Below are 23,717 nucleotides of genomic sequence, written 5' to 3' on the forward strand. Positions count from 1 at the left end.
CCGCCAGCCGGGAGATATCGCATGCCACGCCGCCTGATCGCCTGTGCCTGCCTGGTGCTCGCCAGCGTTTCGCTGAGCGCCCATGCCTTCGATCGCCAGGCCCTCCAAGCTCAGCTCGAACGCACCACCGCGATCGAGGGACGTTTCACCCAGACCCGCTTTCTCGCCGATGTCGACACCGAGTTGCAAAGCCGGGGCCGCTTCGCCTACGTACGCGACCAGAAGGTCGTCTGGCAACTGGAAACCCCGGTCGAGGATACGCTGGTGCTGACCCCGGCCAACGCCGAGGATGCCACGCCAGGCGAGGGCGCCGGTGACGCCGGTCGCGAGCAGGTCGCCGCCTTGTTGCTCCGCCTGCTCGGCGGTGACTGGTCGGCCCTGGAAGAACGCTTCACGCAGACGCTCGACGGCACCCGTGACGCATGGCGCGTACAACTCACGCCACGCGACGCCGAGCTTGCCGCGCGCATTGCCGAGATCCGCCTCGCCGGTGGTCGTCATGTCGAGCGTCTGGTGATGGAAACCGCCGACGGCGATCGCTTGCGCATCGAGTTGAGCGATCAGGCGCCGATGTCCCCCGAGGCCATCGACGCGCTGCCCGACGCACGCTGACCGGCCCCAGGATCGCCCATGCCATCTCAGTCCACCGCCAACCGCCTCCCCCGCCATCTCGCCTGGGCCTGGCTGGTCGTTCACATCCTGTGCCTGGTGGCGCTGGGATGGCTCGTTCGCGACGGTCTGCCCGCCGACACGCGGCTGACGGCCATGCTGCCGGAGGATCGCCAGGCCCCTCTGGTGGAGCGCGCCAGTGCCAAGCTGGGCACCGGCTTCGAGGATCGCTTCGTGGTGCTGCTCGCCGCCGACGATCTCTCGCGTGCCACTCCGGCGCTCGCCGAGGCGCTGGACGAGGTGCCGGCGCTGGTGGAGACGCTGATCTGGCGGGATACCGACCTGCTCGATGCCGACCCGCGCAAGGCCCTGGATGCCTATCGCTACCGCTTGCTGACCCCGGCCATTCGCGAGGCGATCGACGCCGATGGCGGCATGTCGCTGGTCGCGCCCGCCCTCAAGACCCTGTTCTCGCCCTCGGCGCAGCCCGAGCCGATACGCGATCCGTTCGGACTCCTCGACGCCTGGCTCGAGACGCGCACCCAGAGCCGGATCGCACCGCGCGACGGACGTCTGGGCGTGACCATCGACGGCCAACGCTACGACCTGGTGATCGGTGAACTGGCCGCATCGCCCTACGCCCCCGAGGCACAGACACGCCTCACCCGGGCGCTGACGGACTTCCAGACGGCGCACCCCGACGCTACGCTGCTGCGATCGGGATTGATCTTCCATGCCGCTGCCGGTGCCGAGCAGGCCAAGCGGGAAATCTCGACCATCGGCCTCGGGGCCTTGCTGGGCCTGATCGCGGTGCTGCTGTGCGTGTTTCGTTCCGCGCGGGTACTGCTCGCCCTGCTGCTGCCCCTGGGCAGCGGCCTGCTGCTGGCGCTGACCGCGACCCTGGCACTGTTCGGCAGCCTGCACCTGCTGACCCTGGCCTTCGGCGCCAGCTTGATCGGCATCGCCATCGATTACGCCCTGCACTTGCAAAGCCATCGCGCCATTGCCGGTCGCGGTTTCCGGCTGCGTCCCCTGCTGCCCGGCCTCGCCCTGGGACTGGCCTCGAGTCTGGTCGCCTACCTCGCCCAGACCCTCACCCCCTTGCCCGGACTGCGCCAGATGGCGGTCTTCGCCGCGCTCGGCCTGGTCGGCGCCTGGGTGAGCGTGGTGCTCTGGCTGCCACGCTTGCGCCTGCCCGTCTCACCGGCCACCGCACGTCTGGCCCAGCGCTGGGAAAGCATGACGCGCACGCCGTGGCGCCCGACCCCCGGCTGGGTCGGGGTCGTCGCCGTGGTTCTGCTGGCTCTCTGCGTCTGGCGACTGCAAAGCGACGACAGCCTGCGCCTGCTCAACTCCTCGCCGACGGCATTGCTCGAGCAGGAGCGTCTCGTGCAGCGTCACTTCGGCAACGACACCGGCACGCATTACCTGCTGGTGCGCGGCGATGACGAAGACGACCTGCTCACGCGCCTGGAAGCCCTTCATGCCCCCCTCGAGTCACTGCGCCGCGATGGCGTGATCGCGGGTCACACCGACCTCGCCGACAGCGTACCGCCGCCCGCTCGGCAGAAGGCCGACCTCGACCGCGTCGAGCGTCTCTATCGGGAACCGCTCGACACCCTGTTCGCCCGGGCGGGACTCCCCGAGACGCTGGCCGAACGCGCGCGTACGCGTCTCGACGACACGCCGGTACTGGATGTCGATACCTGGCTCGACACGCCCCTGGGCGAGTCCCAGCAACGCTTGTGGCTGGGCGAGACCGATGACGGTGACGTCGCCGCCACGGTCGTGCTGCGTGGCGTCGAGGATGGTGCCGGGGAGCCGCCCTTGCGAGCGCTGGCCGACGCGACGCCCGGCGTCACCTACGTCGACCGTATCGAGCGACTGTCGGGCCTGCTCGGCGAATTGCGCACGCACATCGCCGAGTGGCTGGCACTCGGCCTCGTCTTGCTGAGTCTCGGCCTGGGACTGCGGTATCGACGGCGCACCTGGCGAGTGCTACTTCCCCCGCTAGGCGCTACGCTGATCGTATTGGCAAGCTTCGCCGTCGCCGGCGTGCCGCTCAATGTCTTCAGCCAGTTGGGCCTGCTGCTGGTATTGGGTATCGGGCTCGACGCAGGTATCTTCAATGCCGAACATCCGCGCCAGGCAGCGGCCTGGCTGGCCATCAGCCTGTCCACGCTGACCAGCCTGCTGGCCTTCGGCCTGCTTGCCTTCAGCGCCACCCCAGCCCTGCATTACCTCGGCCTGACGTGTCTGATCGGTCTGGCGGCGGTGTGGGCGCTGGTCTACTTGCTCAGACCCGGTCCACGAGGAGCGCCAGAATGAACCCAAGCGTCCCAGACTGCGATGTCGCGATCATCGGCGCGGGCCCGGCCGGCGCCGCCGCCGCCGCGCGCCTGAGTCAGCTCGGCCAACGCGTGCACGTCATCGAGCGCAGCCATTTCCCGCGCTTTTCCATCGGCGAGAGCCTGCTGCCGCAGAGCATGGCCTATCTGGATGCGGCCGGCCTGCTGGAAACCGTCCAGGCGGCGGGGTACCAGCCCAAGAACGGCGCCGCCTTCACGCACCGCGCACGCACCACCACCATCGACTTTCGCGACAAGACCACCCCCGGCTGGGGCACCACCTACCAGGTGGAGCGCGCCGATTTCGATCAGCGCCTGATTCACGCCGCCGAATCCTATGGTGCCACGCTCGAGTTCGGCACCACGGTGAGCGCCTTCGACGCCGATCCCGAACGCCCCACGCTGCAGCTCGACGACGAACACGGCGGGACGCGCCGCTTGAGCGCCCGCTTCGTCCTCGATGCCAGCGGCTACGGCCGCGTGCTGGCACGCCTGGAGTCGCTCGAACGCGACCCGCGCGCCGAGCCGCGCATGGCGATCTTCAGTCACGTCGCCGATGGCATCGACGAGGCGGCGTTCGATCGCGAGAAGATCCTCATCGGTGTCCATCCCGAGGACTCGGGCATCTGGTTCTGGCTGATTCCCTTCGCCGAGGGACGCGCCTCGGTCGGTGTCGTGGGCGACATCGCCGCGCTCACCGCCCAGGGCGATACGCCCGAGGCACGCTGGCGCGCCCTGCTCGATCAGGAGCCACGCTTTCGTCACCTGCTGCGCAATGCAAAGCGTCTGCGCGAGGTAGGGGAAATACGCGGCTACGCCGCCAGCGTCACGCGCCTGCACGGCCCGGGGTATGCGCTGCTGGGCAATGCCGGGGAGTTTCTCGATCCGGTATTTTCCTCCGGCATCACCATCGCCCTGCATTCGGCGCACCTGGCCGCGCCCCTGGTCGACCGGCAGCTGCGCGGCGGCGAGGTCGACTGGGAGGACGAGTTCGAGACGCCGCTGCGCTCAGGCGTCGAGACGTTTCGTGCCTTCGTCGAGGCCTGGTACGCCGGCACGCTGCAGACCATCGTCTTTCACGAGGCGCCACCACCGCACTTCAAGCGCTGGATCAGTGCCGTGCTCGCCGGCTATGCCTGGGACCACGAGAATCCTTTCGTCACTGCCTCGCGGCGACGCCTGGCGGCCCTCGCCGAAGTGTGCGGCCACCGCGACGAGGTACGCTCATGAGCCTGTCACGCTGCATGCTGGGTGCCGTCGCGCTGCTGAGCGCCTCGCTGATAGTGACGGGCTGCTCGCTGACGCCGCCCATCGCCCCGCATCCCGCACTCGACCGGGCCGAGCGCGCAGCGACCCTGACCCGGCGTTTGACCTTCGAGCCGGGGGACGAGACGACAGCGTCGGATGCCTCGCCGCGCACGCTGATCGCCGTGATGCGCCTCGCCCCCCAAGAACTGCGCGTGGTACTGACCACGCCATACGGCCAACGCCTGACGACCCTGGTGCGTGACGCCTCGGGCAGCCGCTTCGAGCAAGGCGATGCGCCCCGCGAGGAAGCCCTACCCTTCCCGCCGGACTGGCTGGCGACGCGCCTGGAGTGGTCGTTGTGGCCGCGTGCGGCTCTCGAGGAAGCCTTCGCGGGGAGCGACTGGCGTCTCGACGAGCGCGATGGCCATCGACTGATCACCTATCGCGGCACGCGCATTGCGCGGATCACGCCGCCGCCGAGCGGGCGGGATGCCTCGCGGGAGGTCGTGCTCGACGACTTCCAGGGCGACTACCGACTACGCATCACGCCCCTCGATGCCACCCCCGACCACGAGACCGCCCCATGAGCGTACCGTCTTCCCGACAAGCGTGCCGACTGTCCCGCCCCGGCGTCGTGTGCAGTCTCGGCGACGATCTCGACGTCATCGCCGAGGCGCTTTTCCAGGGACGCCGCGGACTGACCATCAGCGACGCCTTCACCCCCGGCCGCGACCTGCCGCTGGGCAGCGTCACATGTTCGCTGCCCGATTGGGACAGCTGGCCATTCGAACAGCGCAGTCGCAACAACCGCCTGCTGGCACTGGCCCTGCAGCGGCTCGAGGACAGCCTGGCGCCGCTGCGTGAGCGCATCGCGCCGGAACGCATTGGCGTGGTCATCGGCACCAGCACCTCGGGCATCGGCGAAACCGAGAGCGCCATCGCCGCAGCGGGCCACGACGGTCCGCTGCCCGACACGTTCCGCTACGCCAACCAGGAACTCGGCGCGCCGGCACGCTTCGTGGCCGACCGCCTCGGCGTCAGCGGGCCGGCCTACGCCCTCTCCACGGCGTGCAGCTCGAGCGCGCGGGCACTGGCCAGTGCCCGCCGCCTGCTCGCCAGCGGCGCCTGCGACGCCGTGATCGCCGGCGGTGCGGACAGCCTGTGTCGCCTGACCGTCAACGGCTTCGCGAGTCTGGAGGCGATCAGCGAACGTCCCTGCCTGCCGTTTTCCGAGCATCGCGACGGCATCAACATCGGCGAGGCGGCAGCCTTGTTCGTGGTCACGCCGGACGAGGGCGGCATCCAGCTCGCCGGCGTGGGCGAATCCAGCGACGCCTACCACATCTCCGCCCCGCGGCCCGACGGCAGCGGCGCACACGAGGCGATGCGCCAGGCCCTGGCCACGGCCCATTGCGCCCCCGAGGCCGTGGACTACCTCAATCTGCATGGCACCGGCACGCCCCACAACGACAGCATGGAAGCCAGGGCGGTGACGACACTGTTCGAGACACCGCCGCCGTGCAGCTCCACCAAGGGGCTCACCGGTCATACGCTGGGCGCCGCCGGGGCGCTCGAAGCCGCCTTCTGCTGGCTGGCGCTGACACGCCAGCAGCGGCCGGTGCATGTCTTCGACGGCCATCCCGATCCCGAGCTGCCATGGCTCGACCTGGTGACGCCCGAACGCGCTGCCAGCCGCATGCGCTACGCGCTGAGCAATTCCTTCGCCTTCGGCGGCAACAATGCCGCCTTGTTGCTGATGCGCGAGGAGGCCTGACATGCAGACCGACACGCCCTGCGCCATCGAGCCGCTGGTGCCGCATCGCGGTGCGATGTGTCTGCTCGACACCCTGCTGCACTACGATGCCGACGGCGCCCGTGCCGAGGTCGTGCCCGACGCGACGGACCTGTTCATGGAAGCGGGCGTCATTCCTGCCTGGGTGGGACTCGAGTGGCTGGCCCAGGCGGTCGCCGCCTGGGCAGGCATGGGGGCGCGCCTCACCGGCGCTCCACCACCGCCCGGGTTTCTCATCGCCAGCCGGCGCTACCGGGCGCGGGTCGATGCCTTCGCGCTGGGCGAGCCGGTTCATGTGCACGTCACCCGCGACTTCGTCGCCGACAACGGCGTGCGCGCCTTCAGCGGCACCCTGACCACGCCCGCGGGCGAACCGCTCGCCGAAGGCCAGTTGAGCATCTTCCAGCCGGATACCGCATCGCTTTCCCCGGCACCATCCACCAGCCGAGAGACATGATGAACGACACCATTCTGGTCACCGGCGCCAACCGTGGCATCGGTCGCGCCACCGCGTTGCGTCTGGCGCGCGACGGTTTCGATATCGTCGTCCACTACCGCTCGCGCGAGCAGGAAGCCGAGGCCGTGGCCGAGGACATTCGCGCCCTGGGGCGCGAAGCACGCCTGCTGCGTTTCGACGTGGCCGAGCGAGGCGAGGCCCGCGCGTGCCTGGAAGCCGATATCGAGCGTCACGGCGCCTATTACGGCGTGGTGTGCAATGCCGGGATCACCGCCGACAACCCTTTCCCCGCGCTCACCGAAGACGACTGGGACAGCGTGGTGCATACCAACCTCGACGGTTTCTACAACGTGCTGCATCCGCTGGTCATGCCGATGATCCGCCGCCGCAAACCGGGACGCATCGTCACCATCGCCTCGATGTCGGGCGTGATCGGCAACCGGGGACAGGTCAACTACAGCGCCGCCAAGGCGGGGGTCATCGGTGCCACCAAGGCATTGGCCATCGAGCTCGCCAAGCGCCATATCACCGTCAACTGCGTCGCCCCGGGCTGGATCGATACCGACATGACGCATCACCTGCCCCAGGAAGAGGTACGCAAGCTGATTCCCATGCGACGCACCGGGCAGGCCGAGGACGTCGCCGGCGTGGTGAGCTTTCTCTGCTCCAGCGACGCCGCCTACATGACGCGCCAGGTATTGCCGGTGAATGGCGGCATGTGCTGAAAAGGCGTGTCGCGTGCCACCATCAAGCTTGGCGCAACGGGGCCGATAATGGGGAGACCCTCGTGGTAATGGATACGACACAATGAAACGCTTGGTTCTGACGCTCGCCGTGCTGCTCGCGACCGCCCTGCTGGGGGGTGCACTGCTGTCGGTCACGGATCTCGCCTGGCCGCTGCCGCCTTCGGCCCTGATCCCGTTGGGCGCCTTCGTGCTCGCACTGGGCGCGCTGGCGATCCTGGCCTTGCTGGGTCTGGCGTTCTGGCAGCAGCTCGTGCAGCAGCAGCGAGCGTTACGCGACAGTCTCGATGCCCTGGCGCACCACGGGCGCACCCAGACCACCGCCCTGCTGGCCGAGCATTTCATGCAGCATGCCGAACGTCTGCTGGAGAAGGAAGGACTGGACCCGAACAAGCGCAATGTGCTGCGCTGCCTGTCCATCGATGCATTGCGCGGCAACAGCGGGCGCGGCGATCCCAACTATGCGCGCCTGGCACGGCTCTTCGAGTGGTTCGATGGCGAGGCGCGCGCCACCGACGACGGCGTCGAACGGCGGCGGCTGCTGGTACCGGTATTGATGCAGTATGCGGAAATCGCCGACCAGCTATGCCGGGTCGGCGAAAGCGACGCAGAGCGCCTGAGGGAGTTCTTGCGCCATCAGCCGCCGCCGGCGCAGACGGAGGACGCCGACTCGGCGGAATGAACCGCCGGCAGGCGGCCCCTAGGCTTGCCCTTTGACGGCGGCCGTGACGGTGACTTCCACCTTGAGTTCGTCGGCAGGCATCGGCGCCACGACGCAGGTCCGCGCCGGGGCATGCCCGGTGGGCACCCAGGCATCCCACACCGCGTTCATCGCCGCGACATCATCGCCCGAGCGCAGGTACACCGTAGCCGTGAGCAGGTGACTGCGATCCGAACCGATTTCCTCGAGCAGGGCATCGACCCGGGCCAGCATGCTCTCGGTCTGTGCGGTGATATCGCCGTGGCGGGCCTCCGGGCCGGCTACCTGGCCGCATAGATAGGCGACGCCGTTGTGAATGACGGCCCGACTCATGCGGGCCTTGGTATCGTGGCGCTGAATGATCATGACAGGTCCTCTTCGTTCGCAGCACTTGGTGGTCGTTTCCCACCCCGGCAGATGACAGGGCCTTGTCCCCGGCCCTCGTCATCGCTGGGGGAAATGTGTCGTTAGCGAAGCAGCAGCAAGGGAGATTGGGCACGGCGGATCATCGCCGTGGTGGTACTGCCCACCAGGAACTGGCGAATGCGGGAATGGCCGTAGGCGCCCATCACCAGCAGCTCGATGGCGTGCTCGCGCTGATAATCGCACAGCACCTTTTCGACCTCGCCGGCGATGATCCGGGTATGCACGGCGCTGCTGGTCGGCGCCAGCTTTTTCTCCGCCCAGGCCAGTTGCTCGCGATGCTCGTCGGTGTCGGCCCCCACCAGCACCAGGTGGCATTCCAGACCGCGCAGCAGCGGGCGCTCCGCGAGCAATTCGACCATCTTGCGGGTAGTCGGCCCGCCATCAAAAGCAATGAGGTAGCGCGAGGGGCTGGTGAAGGTTTCCGGCACCACCAGAATCGGCCGGTGCAGCCCACGGATCACGCGCTCGAGATTGCTGCCCATGTGCTCCGGCGCCGCCTCGGCCGATTCACCACGCTTGCCCAGCACCACCAGGCGAGATTCCTCTTCGATCTCGACCAGCGCCTCGACCAGCTCCCCGTTGCGCTGACGCGTCTCGACCTCGGCAATGCCGGCGGCCTCGGCCCGCTCGCGCGCCGCACTCAGCATCAAGCGGCCATGCTCCTGGGCGAGCTTGCCGCGCTGCTCGTCGAGGCTGGCCAGTTCCTCCAGCAGGTGCTCGCGCGAGCCGAGCCCGATGTTGCCGCGCGGGTCGAACTGGCTGGGTGCCTGGTTACGATCCAGCACATGCACGAACGACAGCGGCACCTCCATGCGCTGGCTCGCCCAGATCGCCGCATCGCTCACGGTTTCCGCATAGTTCGAGCCATCGATGCAAGCCATGACGTGAGGTGCTTTCATGTGGCGGGCTCCTTCCAATGTTCTTGTCGAGTCCCATCGAAATGGGGCTAATTGCATGATACTCAGGCAGGGGGAGACTTGTCGTCTCCCCTTTAAGGCGTAGGCCCAAGGCTCAGGTCACGACTCAGTGGCCCATGAGTTTTTCCACGGCGTCGGGCTTGTCGTGCACCGCGAAACGGTCCACCAGGGTGGCGCTGGCTTCGTTGAGCCCCACGACCTCCACCTCGGTGCCCTCGCGGCGGAACTTGATGACGACCTTGTCGAGCGCGCCCACGGCGGTAATGTCCCAGAAGTGCGCGCGGGTCAGATCGATGCGCACGCGCTCCACGGTTTCCTTGAAGTCGAAGGCGTCGGTGAAGCGATCCGCCGAGGTGAAGAACACCTGCCCCACCACGCGGTAGACGCGGGTATGCTCGTCGCCCATTTCGCTGCCCACGTACAGGATCTGGCCGACCTTGTTGGCGAAGAACAGCGATGCCAGCAGCACGCCGACCAGCACGCCGATGGCCAGGTTATGGGTCGCCACCACCACGGCCACTGTGGCGAGCATGACGATGTTGGTCGACATCGGATGCTTGCGCATGTCGCGCAGCGACTCCCAGCTGAAGGTCCCGATGGAGACCATGATCATCACCGCCACCAGCGCCGCCATGGGAATCTGCGCGACGAGGTCGCCGAGGAACACCACCATGATCAACAGGATGACACCCGCGCACAGCGTGGAAAGCCGCGTGCGCCCGCCGGATTTGATGTTGATCACCGACTGCCCGATCATCGCACAGCCAGCCATGCCGCCCAGGAAGCCGGTCGCGATGTTGGAAACGCCCTGGCCCTTGCACTCACGGTTCTTGTCGCTGGGCGTGTCGGTGAGTTCGTCGACGATGGTCGCGGTCATCAGCGACTCGAGCAGCCCCACCACGGCCAGTGCGGCGGAATACGGGAAGATGATGGCCAGGGTCTCGAAATTGAGCGGCACGTCGGGCCACAGGAACACCGGCAGCGTATCCGGCAGCTCGCCCATGTCGCCCACGGTGCGCACCATGGAGAAGTCGCCCAGCATGTAGATCGTGGTGAGCACGAGGATGCAGACCAGCGGTGACGGCAGCATGCGACCGATGACCGGCACGTAGGGGAACAGGTAGATGATCGCCAGGCCACCGGCGGTCATGGCATAGACGTGCCAGGTCACGTCGGTCAACTCCGGCAATTGCGCCATGAAGATCAGGATCGCCAGGGCATTGACGAAGCCCGTGACCACCGACCGCGAGACGAAGCGCATCAAGGCCCCCAGACGCAGGTAGCCGGCCACGATCTGCAAGACCCCGGTCAGCAGGGTCGCGGCAAGCAGATACTCCAGCCCGTGCTCCTTGACCAGGGTCACCATGAGCAGCGCCATGGCGCCGGTGGCGGCGGAAATCATCCCTGGCCGACCGCCGGTGAAGGCGATCACCACGGCCATGGAAAAGGACGCATAGAGCCCCACCTTGGGGTCGACCCCGGCAATGATCGAGAAGGCGATCGCCTCGGGGATCAGCGCCAGCGCCACCACGGCGCCGGCCAGGACGTCCGATCGGACGTTCGAGAACCAGCGTTGCTTGATTGATGCGTACATGCTTGTGTCCATCGATGAGAAAGGTCAGGTATTGCGCGCGGCGCGCCTGGCGACGGCTCGTCCGGTCACGGGCATCGTGTCATGTATCGATGTCGAGAATGCGACGGGAGCCGAACAGACGGCCGAACACGGCCCCGCGACGCTGGGTGGCGTCATGTGGAACCGCGCGGGAGCGGGAAACGCTCCGGGGGAGAGGAAAAAACGCTAGGGCGGCGTTGCGCTCATGAAATCAATCGGCCTTGAACGGTCGGTTTCGGGCACATGGCGTCATGTGCCCGGGAAAGCGCGGGATTCTACCAACTCGGCGAGGCCTTTGCACCTTTGGTCGAAGCGGCGCCCGCGTTGCGCCAGTCGAAGCGCGGCCAGCCACGTTGCTCGGCGACACGCGCCAGGCGGGCATCGGGCTGCGTGGCATGCGCATGGTCGACATGCTCGAGCAGCGGCAGATCGTTGTACGAATCGCTGTAGCCCCAGAGGATGTCGGGGCGCGCGCGGGCGGCCTCACGCTCGGCGAGCCAGGCCTCCAGCGCCGTCAGCTTGCCCGACTGGTAGGTGACGATGCCGGTGGGCTCGCCGGTGAAGCGGCCCTCGGCGTCGAACGCCGGCGGCGTGGCCAGGGCGTCGTCGGCACCGACCTCGCGTGCGATGGGCTCGACCAGATGATACATCGAAGCCGAGATGATCAAGGTGTCGTGCCCCTGGTCACGGTGCCAGGCCAGGCGTTCGAGCGCGCCCGGCATCAGACGCGGCCGGATCCAGGTCTCGACGAACGCCACGACCTCGTCGCGCACCGTGTCGTGCCGGCGCCCGACCAGCGGCGCCAGCACGAAGCGCAGGTGCGCCTGCATGTCCAGCGTGCCGGCGTGATACTGCTGATCGTGACGCGCCACCTGCTCCATGAACGCTTCGCCATCCTCCACCCAACGGCGCCTTACCAGCCAGGCGATCCACAGGCCGGTACAGTCACCGTCGAGCAGGGTGTCGTCGAGATCGAATATCGCCAGATGGCGCCTGTCATCGGGCATGCCGCCTTGCTCCTCGTGAAAACGAGGCGACATTCTAACCGCTCGAGATGACAGCCGTCTGTCACGCTTCGTTGCCCGGCGTCTCGTCACCCGTCGAGGCGCGGCCCGACGACGTGCCGGATGCCGCCGCTCCATTCGGGGGTTGGCCTTGCGAAGACGCACCGCCCGCCTTGTTCAAGTGCCCCTTGAAGGCCTCCATGATGTCCATCGGCAGCGGGAACACGATGGTCGAGGCATTCTTGTTGCTCATGTCGCTGAGCGTCTGCAGATAACGCAGTTGCAGTGCCGCCGGGTTGCTGGACATGACATCGGCGGCCTCGACCAGCTTGTGCGAGGCCTGCAGCTCGCCCTCGGCATGAATCACCTTGGCGCGACGTTCGCGCTCCGCCTCGGCCTGGCGGGCGATGGCGCGGATCATGCTCTCGTCGAGATCGACATGCTTGATCTCGACATTGGCGACCTTGATGCCCCATGACTCGGTCTGGGCGTCGAGGATTTCCTGGATGTCGTCGTTGAGACGATCGCGCTCGGACAGCATCTCGTCGAGGTCGTGCTTGCCGAGCACCGAGCGCAGGGTCGTCTGTGCCAGCTGGCTGGTGGCGACCCCGAAGTTCTCGACCTGAATGATCGCCTTCTCGGGGTCGACCACGCGGAAGTAGAGCACCGCGTTGACGCGCACGGTGACGTTATCCTGGGAAATGACGTCCTGCTCCGGCACATCCAGCGTCACGGTACGCAGATCGACGACCTGCATCTTCTGGACCCCGGGGATCAACAGCAGCAACCCCGGCCCCTTCACCGCCTGGAAACGCCCCAGGAAGAACACCACGCCGCGCTTGTATTCGGGCAGGATGCGTACCGCCGCGAACAGCAACAGCAGCAGAACGACGATGGGCACGAGATAGGCATAGTTTGCGAACATGGTGCGTACTCCTCTTCAGACCCCTTGTGGAACGCCACCGGGATGATGGCCGTTCCGCGATACTGGCGGCATCGGGTACGGGGCTTACGCCCCGTCCGACGCTTGCGGCGTTTCCGTCAACGGCTCGACCATCAGCGTCAGCCCGTCGACGGCCACGATGCGAACCTGCTGGCCACGCGCGAGCCGCCGGGAGCAACGTGCCCGCCAGCGTTCGCCGTGCACCATCACCTTGCCCTGCACCTCGAAACCCGCCAGTACCGTGGCCACCTGCCCGACGAGTTCTTCCTGTCCCCCCTGGGGACGATGTCGCTGCACGCTCAAAAAACGCATCACGACCCATAGCAGGAAGCCGGCGGCGATCAGAGCAATGCCGCCCACCATGGGCAGCGCCAGGCGCTGGTGAGTGTCATCCATCAGCATCACCGAGCCGGCGACGAACGCCGCCAACCCGCCGAACCCCAGCACGCCGATGCTGGGCACGAACGCCTCGGCGACCACCAGCGCCATGCCCAGGAAGACGAGTACCAGGCCGGCATACCCCACCGACAGCACCTGGAAGGCATACATGGCGAGCACCAGGCAGATGGCGCCGATCACGCCGGGAAAAAGGGTCCCGGGGCTCAACAGTTCGAAGATCAGGCCGTAGAAGCCGACGATCATCAGGAAGTAGGCAACGTTGGGATCGGTGATCACCGCCAGCACCTGGGCCCGCCAGTCGGGCGGCTGCCGCTCGAGGGCCATGCCCTGGGTGGAAAGCGTGCGTTCGCCGTCGTCCATGACCACGCGGCGACCGTCGAGCTGCGTGAGCAAGTCGTCGAGGTCGCTCGCCACGATCTCGATGACATTGGCCTCCAGGGCCTCGCTGGCCGTCAGGTTGGCCGCCTCGCGGACCGCGCGTTCGGCCCACTGGGCGTTACGCCCATGGCGTTCGGCGAGCGAGCGGATGGTGGCCACGGCATCTTCGAGCACCTTGCGCTCCATGGCCGACGACGATGTTTCCTGAGCGTCGCCCTCCTGCGCCTCGTCCGGCGCCGACTCGCCGCCACCGCCGCCGAGCTGTACCGGCGTCGCCGAACCGAGATGCGTGGCCAGCGCCATGGCAGCGACATGGCTGGCGTAGAGCAGGTAGGTACCGGCACTGGCGGCACGCGATCCGGCGGGCGATACGTAGCTGACCACCGGGATCGGCGAGGCCAGCATCGCACCGATCATGTCGCGCATCGCGGCGTCCAGCCCGCCGGGCGTGTCGAGTTCGAGAATCACCAGCGATGCGCCGGCTTCCTCGGCACGCTCGAGCCCGCGCTGAAAGTAATCGCTGGTGGCGGGGCCGATGCTGCCGTCGATGCTCAGCACCACACCCAGAGACGCGTCGCGCTCGGACTGCGCGCTTGCCCACCATGACAGCCCCAGCCCGACCATCAGCAGGCAGGCCCACAGCAGATATCGCCGCCTCGCGAGTGCTTCGCTATGCCATCGCATGATGCCTCTCCTCACATGACAAACGCCCCGTCCACGCGGCGACGGGCACCTGATCAGTCACACGGCATGGGGCGCGTCGACCACGTGGTCGTGCCTTCATCGTCACGGCATACGCGATTCCCGTCGGGAACGTCGGGACGCGCCTCGGTGGAGGGATTTGGCGCCATGCCTCTCAGGTGAATCTCGGGACGCACGATCACCTCGTGATCGCGCTGCCAGTGCCGGTCCGGCACGTGCTGGCGATCATGCCGCCAACCGGGGTCGGAGCGCTGCGACTCGAGCGGCAGCAGACGTCCGCTGTCCGGGTCGTACACCCTCACGTCCCCGGCCACCGCCGACAACGTCAGCGCCATGCCCACCGCGGCCACCGACATCCTGACAAGAAGCCGGACATACCGGCGCTTTCCCCTCGTTGCCATGCTTGTCTCCCGCAGCCCGTGACACCCTTGGCGGTGTCGGTATCGTCAGTCTAGTTCACCCACATCGCGCAGCCATGCCCACAGCGCATCGCAGGCCGGACGCGGGGCGCGCGCCCGTGGCCGCACCAGCCAGAACGCCTCGTCGGTGGGCATGGAAAGCGCAAAGGGCGCCACCAGATCGTCGCGTCCCTCGAAGAGGCGACGATGCGTCAGGGCCACCCCCGCACCGCGGGCCGCCAGGGCCAGGGTCGCCACCTGCGTATCGCAGATGAACGAGGCACAGCGCGCCTCGAGCCCCTCGACACCGGCCAGCGACAACCAGCTCGGCCAGCCCAGCGCGAAACCGGCGGCATGCAGCAGCGTATGGCCCGCCAGGTCTTCCGGCTTGTGCAGTTGCCGCGCCACGCCGGGCGCACAGACGGGCAGCATGACTTCCTCGTTGAGCAGCACCGCCTCCATGTCCGGCCAATCGCCCTGACCGTAGCGAATTTCCATGTCTACCCCCTCGGCGCTGAAGTCGCCGGGCCACACGGCACTCACCAGACGTACCGTGACATCGCAATGGCGCCGATGGAAATGGGTCAGCTCGGTGGCCAGCCATCCGGCCTGGACGGCAGGCGTGGCCCGTAGCGTCACCGGGGCATCCGGGTGGGGGCCGAAGACTTCGGCGGTACCCTCGGCGATGCGCGTGAAGGCCTCCTGGATGCTCGGCAACCAGGCCTGGCCGGCCGGCGTCAGCGACAGACTGCGGGGATGGCGCACGAACAAGGCCTGGCCGAGCCGGTCCTCGAGCAAGCGAATCCGCTGACTGACGGCCGACTGCGTGACGCCCAGTTCGCGGCCGGCCTGGGTGAAGCTCAGGGTGCGCGCCGCGGCCTCGAACGCCTGCATCCATAGAATCGGGGGCAACGACATCATGGCCTCGTCGGTGGTGGCAACCTCGCCATGTTCTTCAATAAGCCACCCATTAGCAAATCTTGGCCTCAGGTCCGAGATTCATCGTTTGTCTAATGTCGCCATGAGGCGACATGCTAGTGGCCGATTCGCACGACCCAATATCAGGAGGCCAGCATGCAGTCCCAGAGCCAATCCCCCGCCGTCGAGATGAGCGAGCTGTTCCCTTACGCACAAGGGCCCGCACTGCGCACCAGTCAGGCCCACGACAAGGCGCTGGAGATCATCTGGGAAAACGCCGACAGCGCGCGCTTCAGCTACCGCTGGCTGCGCGACCACTGCGCCTGCCCCGAGTGCCGTCATCCCATGACGCGCGAGCGTCTTTACATGCCGCTCGAGGACGAAAACTTCCTGAACGCCCGGCCCGAAGCCAGCGTCGAGGACGGCGTGCTGGTGCTGCGCTGGGCCGACGGTCACGAGTCGCGCTTCGACGCCGGCTGGCTGCACCAGCGCCGTCCCGAATCGCGCATCGATGACGGCGTTCCCCGTGCCGAAGCCTGGCGCGAAGGCTTCACCCCGGCACATGTGCCGCATGCCGAGATGATGGGCGGCCACGAGGGCCGGCGCGAGTGGCTGACCGCCCTGTTGCGCGACGGCCTGGTCCTGCTCGACGACGGTCCGCGCGAGCTCGAGGAGGTCGTGCGCATCGCCGAACTGTTCGGGCCGATGCGGGCCACCAACTTCGGCGCACGTTTCGACGTCCAGTCCAAGCCGAACCCCAACAATGCCGCTTACACGGCCATCGGCCTCGAGCTGCACACCGACCTTCCCAACTGGCGCCATCCGCCGGACATCCAGCTGCTGTATTGCCTGGAGAATGAAGCCGAAGGCGGCGAATCGCTGTTCGCCGATGGCTTCGCCGTGGCCGAGGCGCTGCGTCATGAAGCGCCGGAGCTCTTCCTCCGTCTGCGCGATACGCCCATCGATTTCCGTTTCCAGGACGAAGACAGCGACATCGCCGTGCGCGCGCCGGTCATCGAGGTCGATGACACCGGCCGCATTCGTGAAGTCCGCTTCAACAACTGGATTCGCGACACCCTGCGCCTGCCGCCGGAAGAAGCCGACGCCTGGTACGAGGCTTACCTGGTCTTCTGGCAGCGCCTGCGCGAGCCGCGCTTCCGCGTCGACTTCGCGCTCGAACCCGGCCAGATGGTCGCCTTCGACAACCGTCGTGTACTGCACGGGCGTGGCGCCTTCGACCCCAATACCGGTCGTCGCCACCTCCAGGGCACCTATCTGGACATCGATCACCTCGAATCGCATCTACGCGTGCTGGCGCGCCACGCCACTTCCGCCGCGCCCGACACCCCGACAACATCCACCAATGAAACGGGAGTTTCCTAATGTCTCATTCGCTTCGTCCCTTGCTCGTCGGACTGCCGCTCGCCGCGGGTATCGGCATGGCCATGCCGGCCCAGGCCGCAGAGCAGATACGCTTCGGCGTGCCCTCGTGGCCAGGCATCACCGTGAAGACCGAGATCGCCAGCCAGCTTCTGGAACCGCTCGGCTACCAGGCGCGGACCGACGACGTCGGCCTTCAGGTCATCTATCAGGGCATGGAAAGCGGTGATCTGGATGTCTTCCTGGGCGGCTGGCTGCCCGCGCAGGAGCCGATGCTCACGCCGCTGGAAGACAAGGGAAGCGTGACGCGCATCGCCAACAACGTCGATGGCGCGCAAATGACGCTGGCAGTGCCCGAGTACGTCTACGAACAGGGCGTGACCTCGTTCGAGGATCTCGACGCACACCGCGACATGTTCGAGGGGCAAATCCACGGCTTCGGCGCCGGTTCGGCCGCCAGCGAGATCCTCAACAAGGCGATCGACAACGACACCTGGGGCCTCGGCGACTGGCAACTGGTGGACACCAGCACCGTGGGCATGCTCAGCGCCGCGCGTGACGCCATTTCCCGCGAGGAGCCCATCGTCTGGGTCGGCTGGACGCCGCACTGGATGAACCTCGAACTGCCGATGCGCTACCTGGATGACAGCAAGAACCTGTTCGGCGAAGGGAACGGCGCCAGCCAGGTGCTCACGCTGATGAGCGCCGATTATGCCGAGGCGCATCCCAACCTGACGACGTTTTTCGAGAACTTCACCTTCACGGCGGAACAGCAGAGCTGGATGATCAAGGCCTTCGGTCTCGACGAGAAGGAACTCGACAGCGTGGCCACCACCTGGATTCAGGAACATCCCGAGCGCGTCGAAGCCATGCTCGACGGTGTCACCACCACCGATGGCGACGCTGCATGGCCGGTGGTGAAAGAGGCGCTGTCGCTGTAACCCCGCGACCACCGACATGGCGCCTCGAGGCGTCATGTTTCCCCCGTGCGGGCTCTCACGTATGCTTGTCGCATTTCACGTTCAGAGGCCCGCATGTCCCGCTCTCTCGGTATCCTCTTCGTCTTGCTGGGCGTCATGCTCGGCTGCGGCCTGCTCTGGCAATGGCTGGCCATGCACGACATCCTCACCCCGCAAGCCCTGCTCGCCTTGGCTCACGGCACCGTCTCCTGGCGCGATGCCGCCTGGGCGCCGCTCGCGGTCATGGGCGTGTACGCCACCACCTCGCTGGTCATTTTCCCGCTGAGCATCCTGGTCGCGGTCACCGGGTTGATCTTCGGCCCCGCCTGGGGCTTCGTCTACGCCCTGCTCGGCACGCTGTCGGCCTCGATGGCGACCTACTGGGTGGGACGAGCCGTGGGCCGTGACGCCCTGCTTCGCCACGGCGGCCAGAAGCTAAACGGCCTGGCACGCCTGCTCGCCGGACGCGGCGTTCGCACCATGGTGTTCTTCAATCTGCTGCCCTTGGCACCCTTCACCTTGACCAACATGCTCGCCGGCGCATGTCACCTGCGCTTTCGCGACTACATGGTCGGCTCCACGCTGGGCATTGCGCCGGGCTTGCTGGGCGTCACCCTGCTGGGCAGTCAGCTCGGCTCGCTGATGACCGCGGAAAGTCGCGAAGGCTTGCTGGTCGCCAGCGCCGGCATCGCCGTGGCGGTGGGCTTGCTGTGGGGGCTCAAGCGCTATGCCGACCGACGCGGCAAGCGCGTGTCGACGCGCCCGCCGCAGTGACATTCACTTGCTGGGAACTTCTTCCACCGGCGGCGCTTCGCTGACCGGCAGGGTTTGAAACACCGAACGCAGCACGCGACCGCGGTGCCGTAGCAGGCGCCATTCGGCCTCGAGACGACCGCGAACCTTTTCCCAGGCGCCATCGTCGCGTTCCGCCGCACTCGTCTCGGCCTCCAGCACCTGCCGGTAGACCGTCAGGCAGCGCTCGGCACAGCGACGTTCATCGAATGCATGCGCGCTCTCCAGCGCCCCCTGACGCAAGGCCTCGCGCCGTGCCGAGGATTGCAGCGTCTCCAGCGCATTGGCGAAGGCGTCGATATCGTCGCCGGGGAGCATGATGCCGTTGACACCGTCGCGCAGGACTTCACGCACGCCACTGGCGTTGATCGCGACCACCGGCAAGCCCGCTGCCATGGCCTCGGCGATCACCATGCCCTGGGTTTCGCTGTGCGAGGCGAAGGCGAAGGCATCCATGGCGTGGTAGGCATCGATCAAGGCCTGGTCATGCAGCTTGCCGGTGTAGTGAAAACGATCCGCCACACCCTCGCGGGCCGCGTGTTCGTGCATCGCCATACGTGCCTCGCCCTCGCCGACAATCAGGGCGCGCGCCTTGGGATGTCGCGCCAGAAAACGCGCCAGCGCGGCCGCCAGGAAATCGAGATTTTTCTCCATCGCCAGGCGTCCCACATGTCCCACCACCATGGCGTCATCGGGAATGCCGAAGCGCTGACGCCAGCGCCCACCGTCACCCTGCGCGAAAGTCCGCGTATCCACGCCACTGGGAATCACTCGCACCTTCTCGGCACGCACGCCGCGCTGGGCCAGCAGCTCAGCAATGCTCTCACTGGGCGCGATCACCGCATCGCACAACCGCGTGTATTCACTGGCCAGGGCAATGGCGAAACGCTGCATGCGCGGCGAATCGCCGGGAACGTAATGCGTGTAATGCTCGTAGAGCGTGTGGTGGGTGAAAATCAGTGGCAGGCCGTAGGTCTGCGCCACGCGCGCCGCCGTATCTCCCAGCAGGAAGGGATGATGCGCATGCACCAGATCGGGCTGGAACGCCTCGATCGCTTCGTACAATTGGCCGGGAACCGGCACGGGGAGGGAAAAATCGCTGCCGTTGAACCGCTGCATGGCCACCACGCGCACGACATCGCGCTCGAAACGCGGCTGTCCGTCCAGTTTCGGCGCCACGATCAGCACGCTATGTCCCTGGCGCTGCAAGCAGCGTTTGAGACGCTGCACGGATTCACTCACCCCACCGACAATCGGGCAGTAGGTGTTGGTGAACATCAGGATATTCAATCCCTCGACTCCCTGTGACCTCGGAAACGCGGCGCGGGGCAGACCCTCTCCGCGAGGCGGCACATCATAGCAGATAGCATAGCCTTGTCGGACACCTCAGGATATCAAGGCGGCGTATCGGGCAACGCCGGCACACGGCCGGTCATCTCCGTGATCATGAAATCGACGAACTTGCGTACCCGCGCGTTTTCCCGCATCCGCTCGCTGTAGAGCAGGTAAAAATCCGCGCGTACCCCCTGCCACTGCGGCAGCAGGGGCACCAGATCGCCGCTCGCCAGATATTCATGCACATCCCACCAGGAGCGCAGCAATATGCCGTGGCCATCGAGAGCCATCCGCGTCATGGCCTCGGCATCGTTGCTGGCCAGTCGACCATTGACGCGTATGGCACGTTGGCTGCGCGTCCCCTCAGTCGCCTCGAACCGCCACAAGGAATAGTCGGTGTCGTTCTCGCGCACGATCAGGCACCGATGGTGGGCCAGGTCCTCCAGCGTTTCGAGCTTCGGGGCATTGGCCAGATACGCCGGCGCCGCACAGAGTATCCGGCGATTGGAAAGCAGCCGCCTGGCAATCCAGCGCGAATCCGGCGGCTCGCCGACGCGAATGTTGATATCGAATCCCTGCTCGTCGAGCCCCAGCGGGAAGCTGGTCAGTTCCAGCAGCAGCTCCAGTTGTGGGTGCAGCGCGGCAAAGCGCGAGATCAGCGGCGCCACATGGCGACGCCCGAAGCCGAACGTGGCGTTTATGCGCAGCCGTCCCGACAGCAAGGCGTCCTGATCACGCAGTGAGGACTCGAGATCGCTCAGGTCGCCGAGGATCATCGCGCCACGCGTCAGATAGCGCTCCCCTTCCGCCGTCAGCGCCAGCCGCCGTGTCGTCCTTGCCGCCAGCGACACCCCCAGACGTGCCTCCAGCTGCTGCAACCGCTTGCTCACCGCCGACAGCGACAGCCCGAGCTCACGCGCCGCGCCGGTCAGGCTGCCGGCCTGAGCCACCCGCTGAAAGAAGGCCAGATCGTCGACCGCCGACATCGGATTCTCCACTTCAACGCAATATTAAATCCAATAATACCCGGATTGTCCCGAAAACTTCAGCCTCTACACTAGGGACAAGCTGCTGGACAAGCCAATGACGAGGCCAAACCAATGTTCGACGGATTTCGCGAATTCGATATCGAGGTGGAAAACGGACTCGTCATTCATGGCGTGATTGGCGGCGAAGGCCCGCCATTGTTGCTGCTCCACGGCCACCCTCAGACCCACGTCATCTGGCATCGACTCGCCCCTCGTCTGGCCGAACGTTACACCGTGATCGCCACCGACTTGCGCGGCTACGGCGACTCCGGCAAGCCTGAGGGGGACAGCCGACACCTCAACTACAGCAAGCGGCGCATGGCATTGGATCAGGTCGCCGTCATGCAGGCATTGGGGTACGAGCGTTTCTTTCTCTGCGGGCATGATCGTGGCGGACGGGTCGCACACCGGCTGGCACTGGATCATGCCGAGCGAGTCGAAAGGCTGATGGTACTGGACATTGCGCCGACGCTGGCGATGTACGAGGCCACCGATCTCGCATTCGCGACCGCCTACTGGCACTGGTTCTTTCTGATCCAGCCCAGACCGCTACCCGAATCCTGGATCGAAGCGGCACCCGCCGATTACGTCACCCGGATCATGGGAAGCCGTCATGCCGGGCTGGACCCGTTCGATCCTCAAGCGATCGCCGAGTATCAACGCTGCCTGGCGCTCCCGGGCGCGGCTCACGGGCTGTGTGAAGACTATCGTGCCTCTCGCACCATCGACCTGGAACACGACCGCTCGGACCGAGAGGCCGGCCGGCATCTATCCGTTCCACTGAAAGTACTCTGGGGGGAATTCGGCACCATCGAACGTTGCTTCGATGCACTCGCCGAGTGGCGTGCCGTTTCCGGCGCTGGCGTCGAGGGCGGCACGCTGCCCTGCGGACATTACCTCCCCGAAGAAGCACCGGATGCAATCCTTCATCAACTCATCGACTTCATGAGGTAAGCCCACCATGGCCAACGACCAGGCACCCCGCAAGGCTCACAGCATCGCCGTCATTCCCGGTGACGGCATCGGCACCGAAGTCACGCCGGAAGGCGTTCGCGCCCTGAAGGCCGCGGCCGAACGCTTCAACATCGATCTCACCTTCGAAGACTTCGACTTCGCCAGCTGCGACTACTATCTCGAGCACGGCCAGATGCTGCCGGATGACTGGAAGGCCAAGCTCTCCCGGTTCGATGCCATCTTCTTCGGCGCCGTCGGCATGCCCGAGAAGGTCCCCGATCACGTGTCGCTGTGGGGCTCGTTGCTGCAGTTCCGGCGCGAGTTCGACCAGTACATCAATCTGCGCCCCTGCAAGCTGATGCCCGGCATCAAGAGCCCGCTGGCCGACCGCCAGCCCGGCGAGATCGACTTCTACGTGGTACGCGAGAATACCGAGGGCGAGTATTCGAGCATCGGCGGCAAGATCTTCGAGGGCACGCCCCGCGAGACGGTGATGCAGGAAACCGTGATGACGCGCACCGGGGTCGACCGCGTTCTCAAGTACGCTTTCGAGCTCGCTCGGAAGCGTCCGCGCCGCAAGCTCACCTCGGCCACCAAGTCCAACGGCATCTCGATCACCATGCCGTATTGGGACGAGCGCGTGAAAGCCATGCACGGCGCGTACCCCGAGGTCGCGGTGGACCAATTCCACATCGACATTCTCGCCGCCAACTTCGTGCTCCATCCCGACTGGTTCGACGTGGTCGTCGCCAGCAATCTGTTCGGCGACATCCTCTCCGACCTGGGGCCCGCCTGTACCGGTACCATCGGCGTTGCCCCCTCGGCCAACATCAACCCCGAAGGCGACTTCCCCAGCCTCTTCGAACCGGTCCACGGCAGTGCCCCGGACATCGCCGGTCAGGGCGTCGCCAACCCCATCGGCCAGATCTGGTGCGGCGCGATGATGCTCGATCATCTGGGCCACGAGGACGCCGGCAAGGCCATACTCGACGCCATCGAGTCGGTTCTCGCCAAGGCCGACCCCGGCGTGCTGACGCCCGATCTCAAGGGCCAAGGCACGACGCGCGACCTGGCGCAGGCCATCATCGAGGCGATCTAGATGCCGCACCCGAGCACGACTCGCGCCGACGACGCGCATCGCTTAAGGTAGGAAAAGGGCTCGGGGTGGCACGTACACCACGAGCCCTGACCGTGAACGATCTAGGGAGAGGATCATGACGTTATTCGAAGCACTTCGCGAAAGTCACGACAAACAGCGCACCCTGCTCGACCTGCTGGTCAAGACCCAAGGCGACAGCGACGGCCGCGATGAGCTGTTCAAGCGCGTGCGCGCCGAGCTGGAACATCACGCCGGCGCCGAGGAGCGGGCGCTCTACGTGCCGATGATGGAGCACGACATGACCCAGGAAAAAGCGCGGCATAGCGTGGCCGAACATCATGAGATCGATGAGTTGATCGAGACGCTGGAGGAAACCGACTATAGCTCGCCGGGTTGGGTCGCGGCCGCACGCCAGTTGCAGGAGCTCGTCACCCACCATCTCGACGAAGAAGAACAGGAAGTCTTCCAACTGGCCGGGCGTGTCTTCGACGATGCCACCAAGCAGTCGCTGGCCGAGACGTACCAGGAGGAAATGCGTCGCCTGGCATCGTGATACCAGCTCCGCTCATGCAAACG

General features: G+C 66.5%; 24 protein-coding genes. 14 read left to right on the top strand and 10 right to left on the bottom strand.

Annotation, left to right across the window (positions count from 1 at the left end):
- The first annotated feature begins 21 nt into the window (after positions 1 to 21).
- From CSAL_RS13940 to CSAL_RS13975, 8 genes are all read left to right on the top strand, one after another.
- Entirely contained in the window at positions 22 to 612 is a 591-nt protein-coding gene (locus tag CSAL_RS13940; RefSeq protein ID WP_011508047.1) for a LolA family protein, read from the top strand.
- 18 nt (positions 613 to 630) lie between these two features.
- Positions 631 to 2,937, top strand: coding sequence for an MMPL family transporter (locus CSAL_RS13945; protein ID WP_011508048.1), 2,307 nt, complete (start codon positions 631 to 633; stop codon positions 2,935 to 2,937).
- Positions 2,934 to 4,187, top strand: coding sequence for an NAD(P)/FAD-dependent oxidoreductase (locus tag CSAL_RS13950; protein WP_011508049.1), 1,254 nt, complete (start codon positions 2,934 to 2,936; stop codon positions 4,185 to 4,187). Before CSAL_RS13945 ends, CSAL_RS13950 begins: the two co-directional genes overlap by 4 nt.
- Positions 4,184 to 4,792 carry a DUF3261 domain-containing protein gene (locus tag CSAL_RS13955; RefSeq protein ID WP_011508050.1) on the top strand — a complete coding sequence of 203 codons (609 nt, stop codon included), beginning with the start codon at positions 4,184 to 4,186 and terminating at the stop codon, positions 4,790 to 4,792. Before CSAL_RS13950 ends, CSAL_RS13955 begins: the two co-directional genes overlap by 4 nt.
- Positions 4,789 to 5,979, top strand: coding sequence for a beta-ketoacyl-ACP synthase (locus CSAL_RS13960; protein ID WP_011508051.1), 1,191 nt, complete (start codon positions 4,789 to 4,791; stop codon positions 5,977 to 5,979). The genes CSAL_RS13955 and CSAL_RS13960 overlap by 4 nt, the downstream gene beginning before the upstream one ends.
- A gap of 1 nt (position 5,980) precedes the next feature.
- Positions 5,981 to 6,454: a hotdog family protein gene (locus CSAL_RS13965; RefSeq protein WP_011508052.1), complete on the top strand. Its 474-nt coding sequence runs from the start codon at positions 5,981 to 5,983 to the stop codon at positions 6,452 to 6,454.
- Complete coding sequence (gene fabG, locus CSAL_RS13970) at positions 6,454 to 7,179, top strand: 3-oxoacyl-ACP reductase FabG (protein ID WP_011508053.1); 726 nt, start codon at positions 6,454 to 6,456, stop codon at positions 7,177 to 7,179. Before CSAL_RS13965 ends, fabG begins: the two co-directional genes overlap by 1 nt.
- Before the next feature lie 82 nt (positions 7,180 to 7,261).
- Complete coding sequence (locus CSAL_RS13975; protein WP_011508054.1) at positions 7,262 to 7,879, top strand: hypothetical protein; 618 nt, start codon at positions 7,262 to 7,264, stop codon at positions 7,877 to 7,879.
- Positions 7,880 to 7,897: 18 nt separating this feature from the next.
- Here the strand turns inward: CSAL_RS13975 and CSAL_RS13980 are convergent, their stop codons facing one another.
- The 8 genes from CSAL_RS13980 to CSAL_RS14020 all read right to left on the bottom strand — a co-directional run bounded on the left by CSAL_RS13980 (position 7,898) and on the right by CSAL_RS14020 (position 15,597).
- The gene (locus tag CSAL_RS13980; RefSeq protein WP_011508055.1) at positions 7,898 to 8,263 is read right to left on the bottom strand and encodes a RidA family protein; all 366 of its coding nucleotides are present in this window, start codon (positions 8,261 to 8,263) and stop codon (positions 7,898 to 7,900) included.
- Positions 8,264 to 8,364: 101 nt separating this feature from the next.
- Positions 8,365 to 9,222, bottom strand: a complete 858-nt coding sequence (locus CSAL_RS13985; RefSeq protein ID WP_011508056.1) for a universal stress protein — start codon at positions 9,220 to 9,222, stop codon at positions 8,365 to 8,367.
- Positions 9,223 to 9,346: 124 nt separating this feature from the next.
- A complete protein-coding gene (locus CSAL_RS13990) occupies positions 9,347 to 10,834 on the bottom strand; it encodes a SulP family inorganic anion transporter (RefSeq protein WP_043558588.1) in 1,488 nt (495 codons plus the stop codon).
- A gap of 293 nt (positions 10,835 to 11,127) precedes the next feature.
- On the bottom strand, positions 11,128 to 11,859 hold the full coding sequence (locus tag CSAL_RS14000; protein ID WP_011508058.1) for an HAD family hydrolase: 732 nt from the start codon (positions 11,857 to 11,859) through the stop codon (positions 11,128 to 11,130).
- A 61-nt stretch (positions 11,860 to 11,920) separates the two neighbouring features.
- Positions 11,921 to 12,781, bottom strand: a complete 861-nt coding sequence (locus tag CSAL_RS14005) for a slipin family protein (RefSeq protein ID WP_011508059.1) — start codon at positions 12,779 to 12,781, stop codon at positions 11,921 to 11,923.
- An 84-nt stretch (positions 12,782 to 12,865) separates the two neighbouring features.
- A complete protein-coding gene (locus tag CSAL_RS14010) occupies positions 12,866 to 14,260 on the bottom strand; it encodes an NfeD family protein (protein ID WP_011508060.1) in 1,395 nt (464 codons plus the stop codon).
- A 53-nt stretch (positions 14,261 to 14,313) separates the two neighbouring features.
- Positions 14,314 to 14,679: a hypothetical protein gene (locus CSAL_RS14015; protein WP_011508061.1), complete on the bottom strand. Its 366-nt coding sequence runs from the start codon at positions 14,677 to 14,679 to the stop codon at positions 14,314 to 14,316.
- Between the two features lie 45 nt (positions 14,680 to 14,724).
- Positions 14,725 to 15,597, bottom strand: coding sequence for a LysR family transcriptional regulator (locus tag CSAL_RS14020; protein WP_043558596.1), 873 nt, complete (start codon positions 15,595 to 15,597; stop codon positions 14,725 to 14,727).
- A 153-nt stretch (positions 15,598 to 15,750) separates the two neighbouring features.
- On the opposite strand from CSAL_RS14020, the gene CSAL_RS14025 reads away from it, so the two are divergent.
- The 3 genes from CSAL_RS14025 (at position 15,751) to CSAL_RS14035 (ending at position 18,707) form a co-directional block, all read left to right on the top strand.
- The gene (locus tag CSAL_RS14025; protein WP_011508063.1) at positions 15,751 to 16,977 is read left to right on the top strand and encodes a TauD/TfdA family dioxygenase; all 1,227 of its coding nucleotides are present in this window, start codon (positions 15,751 to 15,753) and stop codon (positions 16,975 to 16,977) included.
- A complete protein-coding gene (locus tag CSAL_RS14030; RefSeq protein WP_011508064.1) occupies positions 16,977 to 17,915 on the top strand; it encodes an ABC transporter substrate-binding protein in 939 nt (312 codons plus the stop codon). The genes CSAL_RS14025 and CSAL_RS14030 overlap by 1 nt, the downstream gene beginning before the upstream one ends.
- A 93-nt stretch (positions 17,916 to 18,008) precedes the next feature.
- Positions 18,009 to 18,707 carry a TVP38/TMEM64 family protein gene (locus CSAL_RS14035; protein ID WP_011508065.1) on the top strand — a complete coding sequence of 233 codons (699 nt, stop codon included), beginning with the start codon at positions 18,009 to 18,011 and terminating at the stop codon, positions 18,705 to 18,707.
- 3 nt (positions 18,708 to 18,710) lie between these two features.
- On the opposite strand, the gene CSAL_RS14040 is transcribed toward CSAL_RS14035, so the two are convergent.
- The gene (locus tag CSAL_RS14040; protein ID WP_187290065.1) at positions 18,711 to 20,015 is read right to left on the bottom strand and encodes a glycosyltransferase; all 1,305 of its coding nucleotides are present in this window, start codon (positions 20,013 to 20,015) and stop codon (positions 18,711 to 18,713) included.
- A 104-nt stretch (positions 20,016 to 20,119) separates the two neighbouring features.
- Entirely contained in the window at positions 20,120 to 21,046 is a 927-nt protein-coding gene (locus CSAL_RS14045) for a LysR family transcriptional regulator (protein ID WP_011508067.1), read from the bottom strand.
- Between the two features lie 114 nt (positions 21,047 to 21,160).
- On the opposite strand from CSAL_RS14045, the gene CSAL_RS14050 reads away from it, so the two are divergent.
- From CSAL_RS14050 to CSAL_RS14060, 3 genes are all read left to right on the top strand, one after another.
- The gene (locus CSAL_RS14050) at positions 21,161 to 22,042 is read left to right on the top strand and encodes an alpha/beta fold hydrolase (protein WP_011508068.1); all 882 of its coding nucleotides are present in this window, start codon (positions 21,161 to 21,163) and stop codon (positions 22,040 to 22,042) included.
- A 7-nt stretch (positions 22,043 to 22,049) separates the two neighbouring features.
- Positions 22,050 to 23,141: a tartrate dehydrogenase gene (locus CSAL_RS14055; RefSeq protein ID WP_011508069.1), complete on the top strand. Its 1,092-nt coding sequence runs from the start codon at positions 22,050 to 22,052 to the stop codon at positions 23,139 to 23,141.
- A 115-nt stretch (positions 23,142 to 23,256) separates the two neighbouring features.
- Entirely contained in the window at positions 23,257 to 23,694 is a 438-nt protein-coding gene (locus CSAL_RS14060; RefSeq protein ID WP_011508070.1) for a hemerythrin domain-containing protein, read from the top strand.
- The last annotated feature ends 23 nt before the right edge of the window (positions 23,695 to 23,717 follow it).

The sequence above is a fragment of the Chromohalobacter israelensis DSM 3043 genome, from assembly GCF_000055785.1.
GTDB lineage: Bacteria > Pseudomonadota > Gammaproteobacteria > Pseudomonadales > Halomonadaceae > Chromohalobacter > Chromohalobacter israelensis.

Excerpts from the sequence above, each read along its gene's own strand:
- CSAL_RS13940 (WP_011508047.1), top strand. The coding sequence starts at position 22 with ATGCCACGCCGCCTGATCGCCTGTGCCTGCCTGGTGCTCGCCAGCGTT.
- CSAL_RS13945 (WP_011508048.1), top strand. The coding sequence starts at position 631 with ATGCCATCTCAGTCCACCGCCAACCGCCTCCCCCGCCATCTCGCCTGG.
- CSAL_RS13950 (WP_011508049.1), top strand. The coding sequence starts at position 2,934 with ATGAACCCAAGCGTCCCAGACTGCGATGTCGCGATCATCGGCGCGGGC.
- CSAL_RS13955 (WP_011508050.1), top strand. The coding sequence starts at position 4,184 with ATGAGCCTGTCACGCTGCATGCTGGGTGCCGTCGCGCTGCTGAGCGCC.
- CSAL_RS13960 (WP_011508051.1), top strand. The coding sequence starts at position 4,789 with ATGAGCGTACCGTCTTCCCGACAAGCGTGCCGACTGTCCCGCCCCGGC.
- CSAL_RS13965 (WP_011508052.1), top strand. The coding sequence starts at position 5,981 with ATGCAGACCGACACGCCCTGCGCCATCGAGCCGCTGGTGCCGCATCGC.
- fabG (WP_011508053.1), top strand. The coding sequence starts at position 6,454 with ATGAACGACACCATTCTGGTCACCGGCGCCAACCGTGGCATCGGTCGC.
- CSAL_RS13975 (WP_011508054.1), top strand. The coding sequence starts at position 7,262 with ATGAAACGCTTGGTTCTGACGCTCGCCGTGCTGCTCGCGACCGCCCTG.
- CSAL_RS13980 (WP_011508055.1), bottom strand. The coding sequence starts at position 8,263 with ATGATCATTCAGCGCCACGATACCAAGGCCCGCATGAGTCGGGCCGTC.
- CSAL_RS13985 (WP_011508056.1), bottom strand. The coding sequence starts at position 9,222 with ATGAAAGCACCTCACGTCATGGCTTGCATCGATGGCTCGAACTATGCG.
- CSAL_RS13990 (WP_043558588.1), bottom strand. The coding sequence starts at position 10,834 with ATGTACGCATCAATCAAGCAACGCTGGTTCTCGAACGTCCGATCGGAC.
- CSAL_RS14000 (WP_011508058.1), bottom strand. The coding sequence starts at position 11,859 with ATGCCCGATGACAGGCGCCATCTGGCGATATTCGATCTCGACGACACC.
- CSAL_RS14005 (WP_011508059.1), bottom strand. The coding sequence starts at position 12,781 with ATGTTCGCAAACTATGCCTATCTCGTGCCCATCGTCGTTCTGCTGCTG.
- CSAL_RS14010 (WP_011508060.1), bottom strand. The coding sequence starts at position 14,260 with ATGCGATGGCATAGCGAAGCACTCGCGAGGCGGCGATATCTGCTGTGG.
- CSAL_RS14015 (WP_011508061.1), bottom strand. The coding sequence starts at position 14,679 with ATGGCAACGAGGGGAAAGCGCCGGTATGTCCGGCTTCTTGTCAGGATG.
- CSAL_RS14020 (WP_043558596.1), bottom strand. The coding sequence starts at position 15,597 with ATGATGTCGTTGCCCCCGATTCTATGGATGCAGGCGTTCGAGGCCGCG.
- CSAL_RS14025 (WP_011508063.1), top strand. The coding sequence starts at position 15,751 with ATGCAGTCCCAGAGCCAATCCCCCGCCGTCGAGATGAGCGAGCTGTTC.
- CSAL_RS14030 (WP_011508064.1), top strand. The coding sequence starts at position 16,977 with ATGTCTCATTCGCTTCGTCCCTTGCTCGTCGGACTGCCGCTCGCCGCG.
- CSAL_RS14035 (WP_011508065.1), top strand. The coding sequence starts at position 18,009 with ATGTCCCGCTCTCTCGGTATCCTCTTCGTCTTGCTGGGCGTCATGCTC.
- CSAL_RS14045 (WP_011508067.1), bottom strand. The coding sequence starts at position 21,046 with ATGTCGGCGGTCGACGATCTGGCCTTCTTTCAGCGGGTGGCTCAGGCC.
- CSAL_RS14050 (WP_011508068.1), top strand. The coding sequence starts at position 21,161 with ATGTTCGACGGATTTCGCGAATTCGATATCGAGGTGGAAAACGGACTC.
- CSAL_RS14055 (WP_011508069.1), top strand. The coding sequence starts at position 22,050 with ATGGCCAACGACCAGGCACCCCGCAAGGCTCACAGCATCGCCGTCATT.
- CSAL_RS14060 (WP_011508070.1), top strand. The coding sequence starts at position 23,257 with ATGACGTTATTCGAAGCACTTCGCGAAAGTCACGACAAACAGCGCACC.